Source organism: Devosia sp., from assembly GCF_036406155.1.
GTDB lineage: Bacteria > Pseudomonadota > Alphaproteobacteria > Rhizobiales > Devosiaceae > Devosia_A.
Window position 1 is genome coordinate 1 of the sequence record NZ_DASWVV010000246.1, and the last position, 13,804, is coordinate 13,804.

At 70.1% G+C, this 13,804-nt stretch carries 14 protein-coding genes and 1 tRNA gene; 4 read left to right on the forward strand and 11 right to left on the reverse strand.

Translation table 11 applies throughout. The features are described 5' to 3' along the window. From VGD93_RS17040 to VGD93_RS17075, 8 genes are all read right to left on the reverse strand, one after another. The coding region (locus VGD93_RS17040) for a hypothetical protein (protein ID WP_395013364.1) at positions 1–600 on the reverse strand (600 nt) is incomplete at its 3' end. Beyond that, positions 600–1,673, reverse strand: a complete 1,074-nt coding sequence (locus tag VGD93_RS17045; RefSeq protein WP_395013365.1) for a hypothetical protein — start codon at positions 1,671–1,673, stop codon at positions 600–602. The genes VGD93_RS17040 and VGD93_RS17045, both read right to left, overlap by 1 nt. A 10-nt stretch (positions 1,674–1,683) precedes the next feature. After that, positions 1,684–2,430 carry an SDR family NAD(P)-dependent oxidoreductase gene (locus tag VGD93_RS17050; RefSeq protein WP_395013366.1) on the reverse strand — a complete coding sequence of 249 codons (747 nt, stop codon included), beginning with the start codon at positions 2,428–2,430 and terminating at the stop codon, positions 1,684–1,686. A gap of 70 nt (positions 2,431–2,500) precedes the next feature. Beyond that, positions 2,501–3,517, reverse strand: a complete 1,017-nt coding sequence (locus VGD93_RS17055) for a TRAP transporter substrate-binding protein (protein WP_395013367.1) — start codon at positions 3,515–3,517, stop codon at positions 2,501–2,503. A gap of 27 nt (positions 3,518–3,544) precedes the next feature. Then, a complete protein-coding gene (rhmD, locus tag VGD93_RS17060; protein ID WP_395013368.1) occupies positions 3,545–4,741 on the reverse strand; it encodes an L-rhamnonate dehydratase in 1,197 nt (398 codons plus the stop codon). 108 nt (positions 4,742–4,849) lie between these two features. Next, on the reverse strand, positions 4,850–5,830 hold the full coding sequence (locus tag VGD93_RS17065) for a C-terminal binding protein (RefSeq protein WP_395013369.1): 981 nt from the start codon (positions 5,828–5,830) through the stop codon (positions 4,850–4,852). A gap of 12 nt (positions 5,831–5,842) precedes the next feature. Then, complete coding sequence (locus VGD93_RS17070) at positions 5,843–6,649, reverse strand: acetoacetate decarboxylase (protein WP_395013370.1); 807 nt, start codon at positions 6,647–6,649, stop codon at positions 5,843–5,845. After that, positions 6,646–7,371: a FadR/GntR family transcriptional regulator gene (locus tag VGD93_RS17075; protein WP_395013371.1), complete on the reverse strand. Its 726-nt coding sequence runs from the start codon at positions 7,369–7,371 to the stop codon at positions 6,646–6,648. The genes VGD93_RS17070 and VGD93_RS17075 overlap by 4 nt, the downstream gene beginning before the upstream one ends. Positions 7,372–7,510: 139 nt before the next feature. Here VGD93_RS17075 and VGD93_RS17080 point away from each other — a divergent pair, with 139 nt between their 5' ends. From VGD93_RS17080 to VGD93_RS17095, 4 genes are read left to right on the forward strand one after another with little or no spacing between them, the layout of a single operon-like run. Next, a complete protein-coding gene (locus VGD93_RS17080; RefSeq protein ID WP_395013372.1) occupies positions 7,511–8,635 on the forward strand; it encodes a mandelate racemase/muconate lactonizing enzyme family protein in 1,125 nt (374 codons plus the stop codon). Positions 8,636–8,695: 60 nt separating this feature from the next. Further along, entirely contained in the window at positions 8,696–9,457 is a 762-nt protein-coding gene (locus VGD93_RS17085; RefSeq protein WP_395013373.1) for a FadR/GntR family transcriptional regulator, read from the forward strand. 7 nt (positions 9,458–9,464) lie between these two features. After that, complete coding sequence (locus VGD93_RS17090; protein WP_395013374.1) at positions 9,465–10,238, forward strand: SDR family NAD(P)-dependent oxidoreductase; 774 nt, start codon at positions 9,465–9,467, stop codon at positions 10,236–10,238. A gap of 10 nt (positions 10,239–10,248) precedes the next feature. Beyond that, positions 10,249–10,995 carry an SDR family NAD(P)-dependent oxidoreductase gene (locus VGD93_RS17095; RefSeq protein ID WP_395013375.1) on the forward strand — a complete coding sequence of 249 codons (747 nt, stop codon included), beginning with the start codon at positions 10,249–10,251 and terminating at the stop codon, positions 10,993–10,995. A gap of 191 nt (positions 10,996–11,186) precedes the next feature. Here the strand turns inward: VGD93_RS17095 and VGD93_RS17100 are convergent. From VGD93_RS17100 to VGD93_RS17110, 3 genes are all read right to left on the reverse strand, one after another. Continuing rightward, positions 11,187–11,262 (reverse strand) — tRNA-Thr (locus VGD93_RS17100). Positions 11,263–11,336: 74 nt separating this feature from the next. After that, positions 11,337–12,701 (reverse strand): heme biosynthesis protein HemY, encoded by a 1,365-nt coding sequence (locus tag VGD93_RS17105; RefSeq protein WP_395013376.1) that lies wholly within the window; start codon positions 12,699–12,701, stop codon positions 11,337–11,339. After that, a partial coding sequence (locus tag VGD93_RS17110; RefSeq protein WP_395013377.1) for a hypothetical protein occupies positions 12,698–13,804 on the reverse strand: 1,107 nt, incomplete at its 5' end. The genes VGD93_RS17105 and VGD93_RS17110, both read right to left, overlap by 4 nt.

The window sequence follows — 13,804 nt, forward strand, 5'->3', positions numbered from 1 at the left end:
GCCGGTGGCCGCGCGCAGCGCCCCGGGGTCGACGTCGACATTGGCATAGCCGTCGAGCGGCCGCCCGAGGCGTCCCACGCGCGCCGTCCTGAGCCGCCCGGCCAGGGCGGCGACGCGCAACGTATCGGCCAGTTCGGCACGGACCACGGGGTCGTCGCGCTCGCCGGCCACCACGGCGAACGGACGGCCGTGGCGCGACAGCATGTTGCCGACCATCAGCGCGCCGACGTTCTGGCTGTGGCGGCACAGGGCGACCATGTCGTAGGCGGGTGCGACGGTGCCGGTCTCGTAGGCGGCCCAGATGACCACGGGCACGTCGGGGTGCGGCTCGGTCACGTTCCACAGGTAGGCGGCGGGCGTCGCCATCGTGGGCGCCAGCAGCAACGCGTCGGCGCCCAGTGCGCCGAGAGCTTGCCCGGCGGCGTGTCCCGACGCCTCGCTGTCGACGAGGCCGAGATAACTGACGGCACCGGCCGCCTCGCAGGCGTCCGCCATGCTCCGCCCGTAGGCATCGCGATCGGCCGGATAGCCGGCCGGCATGATCTCGTTGAAGAACGGCATGTACCCGGCGGCGACGGCGATGTGGTACGGGCGTTGCATCAGCGCGCCCCGTCTTCCTGCACGGCCCGCTGCGCCTGGCCGGCGCTGCCGAGCGGCGCCCCCGGTGGCGGCTTGCGCAGCCCGAGGCGCTCGTAGACGCTGGCCGGGACCAGTTCGGGCGAGCGGTAGACGGTCCACCGGCAGACGGCATTGCCGTCGTTGGGATAGAGCGGCGGATCCACCACGCGGATGGGATAGCCGAAATGCTCGATCGGCAGCTTCTCGGTCAGCACGCAGCAATGGGCGCAGTAGGTGCAGACGCCGGGGGTGTTCCAGCTGAACGGGTGGGCGCCTTCCAGCGCCTTGAAACGATAGGGCGGCTCCATGCGCGGCGGCGTGCCGTCGAGCGGTTCGCCGACGACGGTGCGTCCGCCCGAGCCGCACGGCGCGAAGGTGAAGACGACGCGGTCGTCAAACGACTCGAACGTGACGTCGCCCAGCCGACCGGGTCCGGCAAGGTGGCCGTGCATCGACTCGAAGGTCAGGTACACGATCAGCGGGAAAGCCTCTTCCCAGGAGAAGCGGCTGACGTCGAAGCGCTGGTAGCGCTTGGCGAACCAGTCGCCGATCACCCAGCCCTCGTACATCTCGCCGAGCGCGGGCTCCCCGAAGCGCCGGATGACGACGTCGAACAGGCCGCTGATGTGGTCGACCTGCGCGTCGTGGAGGTGGCGCCACGACTCCTTGAGTTGCAGCGCCAGGGCTGCGTCGCCGCCGTCGGCGACGTTCTGGCCGAGCGCTTCCACTTCGCTCCAGGCGGCATCGCGATCGGCGACGATGGCGGGGCGGCCGGCCACGGCGAGGGCAGCGACCCGTGCCTCCTCCTCGGCCAGCGCGGCGTCAGCAAGGCCCTTGTCGAGCAGATAGCGCCGCGTATCGCGTAGCCACTGGGTATAGATGTCGTGGATGACGCGGGCCTCGACCACAAAGAAGCGCGCCAGTTCGGCGCGTTCGGTGGCATCGCCGCGGGCGATGGCGTCGAGCAGCCGCGGATAGGTGCCGACGGCCAGGCCCGTCCAGTCGTCGGCGCGGATCAGGCGCTTGAGTTCGGGGTGCTCGACCAGCGCCGCCATCGCCGCCGTCCTAGCGCATCAACTGGCCGCCATTGGCGTCCAGCGTATGTCCGGTGACGTACGAGGCCAGGTCGCTGGCGAGGAACAGGCAGCAATTGGCAAGTTCCACCGGCTGGGCGATGCGCGCCATCGGTATCATGTCCATGAAGCGGGCCAGCGCTTCCTCCGATACGTCGCGGCGGATCATCGGGGTGTCCACCAGGCCGGGGGCCACGGCGTTGACGGTGATGTTGTCCCCCGCGAACTCGCGGGCCAGCGACTTGGTGAGGCTGATCACCGCCGCCTTGGACATGGCATAGACGGTGGAGCCAACATAGCCGCCGGTATGCGCGCCCTGGCTCGAGAACAGGATGATGCGGCCGAAGCCGCTGCGGCGCATGGCCTCGCCCGCTGCCCGGGCGATGAACAGCGGCCCCGCCATGTTGACGCGCATGATCCGTTCGACGTCCTCCGGCGTGACCGCCGCGAGGGGCTGGCGAATGATGACGGCGCCGGCATTGACCAGCACGTCGAGACGGCCGAAGCGCTCGACGGTGCGGGTCACCGCGGCGGCGCAGGAACCGGCGTCGCCCAGGTCGAGCCCGACCTGCAGCGTCTCGCCGCCGAGCCTGGTGCCGAGTTCGGCCAGGCCGTCCTCATTGATATCGGCGATGGCAAGGCGGCTGCCGGCGGCGGCAAAGCGCTCCGCCACGGCCCGCCCGATGCCGCTGGCGGCGCCAGTCACCAGAACGACTTTGCTGCTGAGGCCGATATCCATGGTGTCTTCCGGTTGTTCCGGTGGAGGCAATGGCGGATTGCGGACGGGGGCCCGCAATCCGCCCGGTTGCTTACGGCTGGGCGGCCGCCTGCACCTTCTCGATCCAGCCCTTGCCGGCATCGCCCGCGGCGGCGATGAATTCGTCCCAGACGGGCGCCATGGCCTTCTGGAAGGCGGCGGTGTCGGGAGTGTCGACGACCTCGAGCTTGGCGGCGAGCTGGTCCCAGTACTTGCTGGAAGCTTCGCGCGTCGCGGCGTTGAACTCCTCGACGGCGGTCGCTGCCGCGCTGCGCACGGCTTCCTGCTGGGCCTCGGTCAGTCCGGCCATCAGGGCGCCGTTGGCGAGCAGGTTGACGTCCGTCATGATGTGGTTGGTGCGCGACAGGTACTTGGTGACCTCCGCCATCCCGCCCACGGCGAGGCCTTCGGCCGGGTTCTCGACGGCGTCGATGACGCCGGTCTGCAGCGCGGTATAGACCTCGCCCCAGGCCATCGGGGTGGGGTTGGCGCCGACGCTGCGGAAGGCGGAGACGAAGATCGGCACTTCCGGCACGCGGATGCGCACGCCCTTGAGGTCATCGGGGCCGTTGACGGGCTTGTCGCGGGTGGCGATGACGCGGAAGCCGGCATTGCCGTAGCCCAGGATCTCGGCGCCGAAATTGGCCTTGACGTCCTCGCGCAGCTCTTGGCCCACCTCACCGTTGAAGGTCGCGGCGAAGTGGTCGTCGCCCTGGAACAGGAACGGCAGGCTGACGAAGCCGTATTCCGGGCGCCAGTTGGCGAGGGTGCCGAAGTCGGTCCACACGAAGTCCACGGTGCCGAGCTGGACGGCTTCGGCGCCCTGCCTCAGGCCGGCAATCTGGCCGGAGGGAAAGACTTCGATGGTGATTTCGCCGTTGGTCTTTTCGGCCACGAGTTCGGCGAAGCGCTTGGAGGCGACGTCGACGAGGTGCCCCGGGGCGAGGTGGTGCGACAGCTTGAACTGGTGCGATTGGGCGCTGGCGGGGGTGGCCAGGCCGGCCCCGGCGATGAGGGCCGCGCCCAGCAGGCCGGCGGTGAAGGTTCTGCGCGTAAGACTGGTGGTCATGCTTTCCTCCCTGAGTAAGCGAGTGGTTCAGTCCGATGGATAGGGGCGCTCGAGCTTCAACTTCTCCCGGTTGAGGGTAAGTCCGAAGCCGGGGGCGTCGCCGAGCGCGATGCGACCGTCACGGGGCAGCTGTTCGTCGCTGAACATCTCCCCGAACACCGGCACGACGGAGCGGCCGTCGTGGCTGATATTGATGTATTCGCAGAAATAGGTCTGCGGCTGCGTGATGCAGAAATGATAGCTGTAGGCCCCGGAGCCGTGGGGTACGACCGGGATGTCGTAGGCATTCGCCAACGCCGCGACCCGCATCAGCTCGGTCAGGCCGCCGACCCACATGACGTCGGGCTGCACGATGTCGAGGGCGCGCGAGACGATCAGGTTGCGGAAGCCGTAGCGCGTGTACTCGTGTTCGCCGGTGGTCCAGCGCACCCACGGGCAGGCCGCCTTGAGCTGCTTGTGGCCGTCGAAGTCGTCGGGATGCAGCACCTCTTCGAGCCAGTAGACGCCGTAGGGCCGCACGGCGTTGGCGAGTTCGATCGCATAAGGCACGTCCAGCGCCATGTAGCAGTCGATCATGATGGAAAAGTCGGGGCCGACGCTGTCGCGCACCGCGGCGACCCGCTCGACATTGCGCCGCAGGCCGGCGGGGCCGGCGTCCGGCCCCTCCGGCAGCGGAATCTTGCCGCCGACGAAGCCCTGTTCCTTGTACACGGCAGGCTCCGGGCCGGTGCAGTAGAGCGGCATCTCGGAACGGACCGCGCCGCCGATAAGCTTGTAGACGGGCTCGCCGCGCAACTTGCCGAGCAGGTCCCACAGCGCCAGGTCGACGACGCTGATGGCGGTCATCGTCAGTCCCTTGCGGCCGTAGAACATCGAGGCGCGGAACATCTGGTCCCACAGCCGGGCCGTGTCGCGCGGGTCGGCGCCGAGCAGGAAGCGGCGGAAGTGGCGCTCGATCAGGAAACAGGAGGGCTCGCCGCCCATGCCGGTCGCGACGCCGACGGTGCCGTCGGCCGCTTCGATCTCGACGACGACGCTGCCGAGCACGCCAATGCCCCACGTGGTGCGGCTGTCGCGATACTCGGCATAGAGGGACATCGGGTTGGCGATCAGGGTGTCGGTGATCCAGTGGCCACCGGCGCGGCGGTGATAGTCGCCGCCTATATCGTCGCCGGCGACGATATAGGCGCGCACGTCGACAATCCGGAACCGATCGACTGCCATAACCGTACCGTCTCCCCCAGGTTGGCTAGATCACTAAAGTGGTTAGACCACTAGTCGAAAGCAGCACCTTCTGTCAATCGCGCTCGACGCGGCACCCCAGGGGCTCCATCAGGCGCTTCCGGGCACGGGGCGGCGAGGCCGGCCCCCGGCCAGGGCGGCCGCGATGTCCTGCGCGACAAGCTGCTGCAGGCGGTCGATCGCGGCTTCCGAATACCAGGCCGCGTGCGGCGATAGCAGCAGGCCGGGCGCCCCGCGCAGCGGCGAATCCGCCGGCAGCGGCTCGGAGTCGAAGACGTCGAGCCCAGCCCCGGCGATGCGCCCGGCGTGCAGCGCCTCGGCGAGGGCCGGCTCGTCGATCAGCTTGCCGCGTGCGGTGTTGACGATCACGGCATGCGGCTGCATCAGGCGCAGCGTGTCGCGGTTGACGATGCCGATCGTCTCGGGCACCGCCGGGGCGTTGAGGGACAGCGCGTCCGCCTCGCGGAACAGCGCCTCGGTGGAGACGCGCCTGATGCCCAGCTGGGCGGCCTCCGCGTCCTGCAGGGCAGGGTCGGCCGCGATGAAGTGGAAGCCGAAGGGCGCCAGGCGGGCGCACACTTCGCGGCCGATGCGCCCGAAGCCGAGAAAGCCGACGGTGGTTGCGTCAAACGGCCTCAGCGGGCGGGCGACGGCCACGGCGTCCCAGCGCCCCTGTCGAACCGAGGCGTCGAGCGGCACGAGCTTGCGCAGCAGTGTCAGCAGCAGCGTGGCCGTGTGATCGGCGACCTCGGCGATGCAGTAATCGGGAACATAGCCGACCGGCATGCCCTGGGCCGCGGCGGCGGCGACGTCGATGTTGTCGTAGCCGATGCCGTAGCGCAGCAGCGTCGCTCCGGGCGCCAGCCCGGCGATGGCGGCGGCATCGCAGGGGGCAAATTGCACCACGGCGACGTCGGCGCCGCGCACTGCCTGGGCCACCTCGTCCGCCGACTTGCACTGGAAGGCTTCGAACGCGGCGCCCGCGGCTTCGGCTGCCGCCTGCTCGCGCCCCAGGCTGGGAAAGGTGTAGTCGGTGACGACGACGCGTCTCGGGGCGGATGTGGAAAGCATGGTCTCGTGCAGTCAGACAGGATGATTCTGGGAAGGAGGGGCGTCCGCCAGGTAATCGTAGATCACCGTGCCGCGGACGAGCTTGAAGTCGGCGCGCCAGTAGTAGCCGACCAGCGGTTCGACCACCGGCAGCCGGAAGACCGGGGCCTGGACGTTGGCGCGCAGTTCGACCGAACAGGGGCCGACCCAGCATTCATGCACCCTGAGGTCGGTGAGCCGGCGCGAGGTCAGCTGGCGGATGGCCGGGCGCCCGTCGATGTGATCGATCGCCTTGAGGTTGATGTTGGTGGCAAAGTCGAAATGCGCCGACAATTCGGCCGGGTCGCATTGCCGCTGCTTGTAGGGCAGCGTCGCGGTGACGATGTCGATGCCGTTGCGCTGCGTCGTCCCCACGATCAGGTCGCCGCGGAAATCGAGACGCACATCGGCCAGCTTCTTGGGCTGGCCGTGGATCTCCCGGCCATGGGCGACGCCGACTTCGGTGCTCAGGAAGAAATATGGCGAGTAGGCGCCGGTGCGCCCGTCCGGCAGGGCCGCGCCGAACATGACGTTGGCTTCGCCATAGGGACCGACCCAGTCGGTGTCGTTCATCCGGTAGAGGTGGATGGCGACCACGTCGCCGGTCAGCCGCAACGGCTCGGGCAACAGGAAGCTCATGGCGTCGGGGTCGCTGCGGTAGAACAGCGTCATCACCTCGACATTGCGGAACTCGAAGGGGAAGGTGGGGATGGTGGGGGCATCCCAGGGCGTGGAAAATCCGCCCGCAACGATGTCCTGCAGGTCCGGCCGGCGCAGGCCGTGGCGCTTGACGTCCTTCATGATGCCTCCTGCTGGCGCTCGGCTTTCTTGGTGGTGTTGAGAACGTGCGCCATGTGCTCGCGCATGGCCTGGCGCGCGGCATCGGCGTCGCCGGCCGCGATGGCGGCAACGATACGCCGATGGTCGCGGACCGAGCCGCTGATCACGTCCGGCGTTTCGGACGCGACCTTGCGGAACTCGAGCCCCAGCACGTTCATGCTTTCGGCCGCCCGCGACAGAAACGCGTTGCCGGACAGCTCCGCGAGCAGGCGGTGAAATTCCGTGTCCACGGCGCGATACGCCACCGGATCGGCGAGCACCTCTTCCTGGCGCTCGATCAGCCGGGCAAGCGATGCCGTGTCGTCGGGTCCGGCCCGCTGGGCGGCCAGCGCCGCGAGTTCGCCCTCGATCAGCGCCCGCGCGTGATACAGCTGATCGATTTCGACGTCGCGCAGCGACAGGAAGAAGGTGACCGGCCCGAGCAGGTCCGCGGCCTCGAGCGGGGAGACGAAGATGCCGCCGCCATGCTTGGACTTGAGAACGCCGAGGACGATGAGCGCCTTGACGGCCTCGCGGATCGTGGGCCGGCTGACGCTGAACAACTCGGCCAGCTCGCGCTCGCCCGGCAGCCGGTCTCCCGGCTTGAGGTTGCCCGCCTTGACCATGCCCATGAGCCGGTGCACGACGCGTTCGGATGCGCCCTCGCGCACGATCGGCTCGATGTTTATCTGCGGCGGAGCCATGAGCGTTGCGGCGCCTCCTCCCGGGCCTCGTCAGCCATGCCACTAAATTGGCCTGACCTCTCGTTGACATACCAACCGACCCTGGGCTAGTCAACAAGCCGTCGCGCCGACAGTGGCGGCGACACCCAAGGGGGGTTCAATGCGGCTGTCCGCCATCGCGGCCCATGTGCTGCGCTACAGCGACCCGAACGACGCCGGAAATGCGCGCATGACCGTGCTGGTGCGGACCGAGAGCAGCGACGGCGTCGTCGGCTGGGGCGAAGGCATCGCCATGTGGCCGGAAGCCTGCAAGGCCACTGTCACGATCATTGAGGAGGGGTTCTTTCCCCTGCTCAGGGATGCCGGCGAGATCAGCGTGGCGCAGGCCTGGGAGCTGATGCGCGCCCATAGCTGGTGGTATGGCGAGGGCGGCATCGCCAGTTTCGCGCTGAGCGCCATCGACATGTCGCTGTGGGACATCGCCGGCAAGGAACAGGGACTGCCCGTCAGCGCCCTGCTCGGCGGCACCGTGCATGATAGCCTGCCGGCCACGGCCTCCTGTCACGTCAACAAGGCGACACTGGCCGAATGCGTGGCGGAAGTCGAAACCTATTTCGACCGCGGGTTTCGCAGCGTCAAGCTGGGGCTGGGCAAGAAGGGGCTGTCGCCCATCGGCCAGGATCCCGAGCAGGTCGTGCGCTTCGTCGCCATGCTGCGCCGGGCCTTGGGCAGCGAGGCCGAGATTCTCGTCGATATCGGCAACGGCATAAGCTGGGATCTGGCCACCGGCATCGATGTCGCCCGCCGGCTCAGGGACTTGCAGGTCGGCTGGATCGAGGAACCGTTCTACCCGACGCGGCTCGATGACTACCGCGCCCTGCGCGAGGCAGTGGATCTGCCGATTGCCAGCGGCGAGCGCGAATGGACGGTGGCCGGCTACGAGCGGCTGCTGGCCACCGGCACCGTCGACGTCTTCGGGGTCGATCCGGCCCGGGCCGAGGGCGTGACCGGCTTCCGCGCGGTCGATGCGCTGGTCCGGCGCCACAACAGGACCATCAACGCCCACGCCTGGTCGACGGCGATCACCACCGCCGCGAGCCTGCAGCTGTCGCTGTGTTCGCCCGCTGCGCGCCTGTTCGAGCTGAAGCCGCACCCGGTCGTGGTGCAGACGGAGCTGGTGGACGCGCCGATCGTGATCGCCGACGGTCGTGTTCGCCAGCCGCAGGGGCCGGGGCTCGGCATCGCGGTCGTCGAAGATGTCGTCAAGCGCCTGGCGCTTCGCTAAGAAGGGGATGACGGAGGAGACGATGGCGAGCCGGGGTGCACAACGGGCGGAAACGGCGGGATGAGGAAGGTCGCCTCACTCTCGGGCCCGTTTCTGGCCATGGAGCAGGATCCCGCCCGCAACGTGTCCGTCGCCGAGCAGGTGGCGCGGCGCCTGCTCGAACTGATCCGCAGCGGCAATCTGCGCCCGGGCGACCAGCTGCCCTCGGAAAAAGACCTCGCCACCATGATGGACGTGAGCCAGCCCAGCGTCCGCGAGGCGCTGCGCGGCCTGCAGATCCTCGGCATCATCCGTTGGGAGCGGGGCGGGCACAGTTTCGTCTCCTCGCTCGAAGTCGCCGAGATGCTGTCGCTGCTGCAGTCGCTGGTGCCGCTCAACGCCGACAATGTCGAGACGCTGTATCAGGCGCGCGTATTCATCGACGGCGGTATCGGGCGGATGGCGGCGCCGCGGATCAGCGACGAAGCCGTGGGGCGGCTGCGCAAGCTGGTGGCCGTGCAGGCGACGCTGGCCGACGATCCCATCGGCTTTCGCGTCTCCGACCTGGAATTCCACCAGATCATCCTCGACGCCTGCGCCAATCCCTTCCTCGATCGCATTGCCAACTCGCTCTACGGCCTCGGCATGGAATACCGCCGCGTCGCTTCGGAGACGCCCGGCGTCATCACCCAGAGCGTGCGTGACCACGAAGCAATCGTCGAGGCTCTGGCGGCGCACGATCCGGATCGCACCGCCGCGGCCATGGAGCAGCACATGAAGAACGTCGACCGCTCGACCCGCGAGGCCATGCTGCGCCTCGCGACGGCAAGACACAGCCCGTGACCGCGCCATGACCGGACTGCACGACAGGGTCATCATTGTGACGGGCGCGGGTCGGGGCATCGGCGCGGCGACGGCGCACCAGCTTGCACAAGCGGGGGCGCAGGTCGTCGTCACCGCCCGCGCATTGCCGGCCGCGCACGGCGTCGCTGGCGCGATCGCGGCGGCTGGCGGCGCGGCCACGGCGCTCGCCTGCGACGTTGCCGATTACGATGCAGTGGCGCGCCTCGTCGGCGAGGTGGATGCCCGCTTCGGCCGCATCGACGCCCTCGTCAACAATGCCGGTACGATCGAGCCGATCGGACCCATCGCCGACGCCGATCCTGCCGCCTGGGCAGGTTCGGTGCAGATCAACCTCGTGGGTGCCTACCATATGGTGCGTGCCGTGCTGCCGGTGATGCTGCGCGGCGGCGCGGGGACGATCGTCAACCTGTCGAGCGGCGCCGCCTTCCGGCCATTGCAGGGCTGGTCGGCCTATTGTGCCGCGAAAGCCGGCCTCGCCATGCTGACCCGTTCGATCGACCACGAATATGCGAGCCGGGGCATCCGGGCCATCGGCCTCTCCCCCGGCGTCGTCGACACCGGCATGCAGGCGACGATCCGGGCCTCGGGCATCAACCCGGTGAGCCAGCTGCCGCGGACGGCGCTGGCCGCGGCAGAAGAGCCCGCGAAGATGATCGCCTGGCTGTGCGGCCCGGCGGGCGCTGCCCACGCCGGCAAGGAGATCGATATCCGCGAGCCGGCGTTGCGCGCCGCTGCCGGCCTTCAACCTCTCGAACGATGACGGAGCTGACATGAACGACATTGACCTCAAGGGGCGTACCGCCGTGGTGACCGGAGGCGCGCAAGGCATCGGCCGGGCCGTCGCCGAGCGGCTGATCGCCTCGGGCGCCCGCGTCTCGCTGTGGGACCACGACGCCGACCTCGTCGCCGCCACGGCCGCGGAACTGGGTGCGGGCACCGTCTTCGCCGCGGTCAACCAGGTCGATTTCGACGCCGTGCGGGGCGCCGCCCGCGCCACCGAGCAGGCGCTCGGACAAATCGACATCCTCGTCGCCAATGCGGGCATCGCCGGCGCCAATGCCACGGTGGTGGACTATGACGTCGAGGAGTGGCGACGCATCGTCGACGTCAACCTCAACGGGGTCTTCCATTGCTGCAAGGCCGTGCTTCCGGGCATGCTCGCGCGCAATTACGGCCGCATCGTCAACGTCGCCTCGATCGCCGGCAAGGAAGGCAATCCCAACGCCGCGGCCTACTCGGCGTCCAAGGCCGGGGTGATCGCGCTGACCAAGTCGCTCGGCAAGGAAACGGCCGGCGGCAACATCGCCGTCAACTGCGTCACGCCCGCTGCCGCCCGCACCCGCATCTTCGACCAGATGTCGCAGCAGCACATCGACTACATGTTGGCGCGCATCCCGCGCGGGCGCTTCCTCGAGGTGCGGGAGGCGGCCGCCATGATCGCCTGGCTGGTCAGCGAGGAAAACAGCTTCACCACCGGCGCCGTGTTCGACCTGTCGGGAGGCCGCGCCACCTACTGACGCGGGCGCGCGATCCCGCCTGCCGAATCCCTCGGCCTGCCGGTCGGGGGCAGCCGCGACATGCCGGGCGGCGGCGCGCCGGTTTGCGGCCGCCCGCCATCCCTGCTCCCCGAACGAGGCCCACGCCAAACGTGTCCCGCCAGGCGCTGGCGCGCCTCACCGGGGGAACATGCGAACCGGAGTGGATGAAGTGGTGCCGCTTGCGTGACTCGAACACGCGACCCCATCATTACGAATGATGTGCTCTACCAACTGAGCTAAAGCGGCTCGCCGGCGCCCGGCGCCGGATCGATGCGAGGTCTTTTACTGATGCGCCCCCGTGCTTGCAAGGGGCTTTGCGCTCAGGCCTCGGGACGCGGCAGCGAGGCGGTGACCTCGGCCTCTCCCGGCGCCGGCGGCGGGGCTTCGGCGACCCGGGTCGCGACGGCGCTGAGCGGCACCCGCCACTCGAAGGCATCGAGCCGGCCGGTGACCGGCGACAGCGGCTCCCATTCCTCGGCGGTGATGCCGTCGGCGGTCCAAACCGGGTCGCGTGGCGCGCGCACGGCGCGGTTGACCCATTCGCGCGCCTTGCCCTGATCGCCGTTCTCGCCCTCCTCGATCTCGGCCATCAGCATGCACACCTGCTGCGAGGGGTTGGCGGCGGCCTCGCCGGCCAGCGCCGTGCGGGCGAGGCCCCAGTCATAGGCGTCGATGGCGGCGCGGGCGAGGACGACGGCGCCGCTCTTGTTCTGCGGCGGCGTGTCGACGAGTTCGCGGATGCGCTTGAGCCGGTCGACGGCGGAGGCGCCGGGCACGGCATTGGCGAACAGCGTGCCGATGTCGGGGTGGGCGGTGGCGCGCCACACGCGCCGCAACAGGCTCATCGCCTTGCGGCTGTCGCCGCGATTGATGTAGATGCGCGCCGCGATCAGCGCCGCCGGCACGAAATCGGGCACCAGCTTGAGGGCGGTGAGGGCGTGCTCGAGCGCCACCAACGGCTCGCTGGTCTCGGCGAGGCGGGCGCGCGCCGCCTCCACTACCGCCTGGCGCCGGCGCTTGCGCATCTTTTCCTCGCGGGTCACTGCCGGCTCGGCGGTGATGACCTCCAGCGCCTCGGCCCAGCGCCCCCGGCGGGTCAGGTCCTCGAACACGGCGTGGCTGGCCCACGGCGTGTGGGGGGCGATCTCGACGGCCTTGCGGGCGAAGGTCAGAGCGGCGTCGACGCGCCCCTGGGCGCGGGCCTGGTCGTACAGGCCGGACAGCGCCGCGAGCGCGGTCTTGCGGTTGTTGATCAGCGCCCGGTAGTGCTCGCGGGCCGCATGCATGTCGCCCAAGGCCAGGTCGGCCCGCGCTTCGAGCAGCTGGGCGGCGGCATTGGCGGGCAGGTTGCTGCGCGCCTCGCGGGCCAGCAGGCGGGCCCGGCCGGCGTCCCCTGCCTGCAGCGCGATGAAGCCGTCGGCGAGGGCGGCAAAGCCTTGGTCCTTGCGGCGTTCGCGGACCCGGCGCGCCAGATAATAGGGGGCGCCGAGCAGCCGGCGCAGCAACCCCCACAGCAAGATGACGAGGGCGAGGGTGGCGATCAGCAGGAAGGCGGCGACGCCCAGGCGGGGCTGCATGCGCACGCCCAGCAGCTCCAGCGACAGCGTGCCGGGCAGGCTGACGAGCCAGGCGATCCCGGCCGTCACCAGCAGGCTGACGATGATCCAGTAGACGAGACGGATCACGGACTGGCCTCCGCCGCGGCGGGGGCGAGGGCCTGGGCGCGCAGCGTGGCGACGAAGGCCTCGGCCGCGGCCAGGGCGGCGATCTCGCCGGCCAGCGAGCCGGCCGCAAGACGCATCGGCTCGGGCAGTTGCTGCATGAGCTGTGCCGCGGCCGAAAAATCGCGGCGCTCGACGGCAGCCTCCAGCCGCGACAGCACCGCCTCCGGGGTGTCGCCCGCAATCTCTCCGGCCGGCCGCAGCGCCAGCAGGCCCCTGGCCCATTCCAGCACTTCCCGCGCCCAGTCGCCGCTCGGCGTGCGCGTGCGTCCGGCGAGGATGTCGGGGACCGCCGCCGCGAAGCGCCGGGCCAGCTCGTCGGGGCGAGGCAGGCCGGTCGCGGCGGCCGCGGCGACGGCGTCCGGCACCGCGAGGTCGGGGAGGATGGACTTGAGGCCGGCCAGCTCGGCGGCATAGGGGCGGCCGGCGGCCACCGCGGCCTCGAGGCCGGAGACCACCAGCGGCAGCTTGATCGCCGGGGCGAGCGCCGCGCCGTCGAGGGCAAGGTTGCGGCTGGCAATGGCGGCCTGCGCGGCCTCGAGGTCGCCGGCGAGGCGGGCCAGCGCCGCCTCGGTTGCCGTCAGCTGCTGGTCGTGTCCGGCGAGTTTGCCGGCGAGGTCGGCGAGGCCCTGCTCGAGGGCGACGAGCGTATCGGCCAGGGCCCCGGCCTCGGCCGGCGAGGCACCGGCGCCGATGGCGTCGACGCGGCTCTCGAGCGTGCGCAGCCGCTCCTCCATGCCGGGCAGGTCGACCGTCGGCGGCGCCGGCATCGCGTCCGCCAGTTCGGCCAGCGTCGCGCGCACCTCGGCCACGTCGGCGGTCAGTTGGCCGACAGCGGCGTCGATGTCGACGCGGCTGCTCGCGGCGGCCGATTCGTTTGCCGCGAGGCGCTGCTCGAGCCCGTCGAGGCGCGCCGCCTGATCGGCCAGGGCCGGCGTCGGATCGGGGTAGGCGGGCGCGTCGGCGGGAAGCGGGATCCACGTGGCCAACAGATAGGTCAGGCCGGCGCCCAGCAGCGCGCCGGCGGCGGCCGCGGTCAGAATCGCGCTCCACGGCATGGCGAGGCG

What these genes read in the sequence shown, in the direction of transcription:
- VGD93_RS17050 (WP_395013366.1), bottom strand. Translation starts at nt 2,430, where the DNA reads ATGGATATCGGCCTCAGCAGCAAAGTCGTTCTGGTGACTGGCGCCGCC.
- rhmD (WP_395013368.1), bottom strand. Translation starts at nt 4,741, where the DNA reads ATGGCAGTCGATCGGTTCCGGATTGTCGACGTGCGCGCCTATATCGTC.
- VGD93_RS17080 (WP_395013372.1), top strand. Translation starts at nt 7,511, where the DNA reads ATGCGGCTGTCCGCCATCGCGGCCCATGTGCTGCGCTACAGCGACCCG.
- VGD93_RS17090 (WP_395013374.1), top strand. Translation starts at nt 9,465, where the DNA reads ATGACCGGACTGCACGACAGGGTCATCATTGTGACGGGCGCGGGTCGG.
- VGD93_RS17085 (WP_395013373.1), top strand. Translation starts at nt 8,696, where the DNA reads ATGAGGAAGGTCGCCTCACTCTCGGGCCCGTTTCTGGCCATGGAGCAG.
- VGD93_RS17070 (WP_395013370.1), bottom strand. Translation starts at nt 6,649, where the DNA reads ATGAAGGACGTCAAGCGCCACGGCCTGCGCCGGCCGGACCTGCAGGAC.
- VGD93_RS17065 (WP_395013369.1), bottom strand. Translation starts at nt 5,830, where the DNA reads ATGCTTTCCACATCCGCCCCGAGACGCGTCGTCGTCACCGACTACACC.
- VGD93_RS17055 (WP_395013367.1), bottom strand. Translation starts at nt 3,517, where the DNA reads ATGACCACCAGTCTTACGCGCAGAACCTTCACCGCCGGCCTGCTGGGC.
- VGD93_RS17075 (WP_395013371.1), bottom strand. Translation starts at nt 7,371, where the DNA reads ATGGCTCCGCCGCAGATAAACATCGAGCCGATCGTGCGCGAGGGCGCA.
- VGD93_RS17045 (WP_395013365.1), bottom strand. Translation starts at nt 1,673, where the DNA reads ATGGCGGCGCTGGTCGAGCACCCCGAACTCAAGCGCCTGATCCGCGCC.
- VGD93_RS17095 (WP_395013375.1), top strand. Translation starts at nt 10,249, where the DNA reads ATGAACGACATTGACCTCAAGGGGCGTACCGCCGTGGTGACCGGAGGC.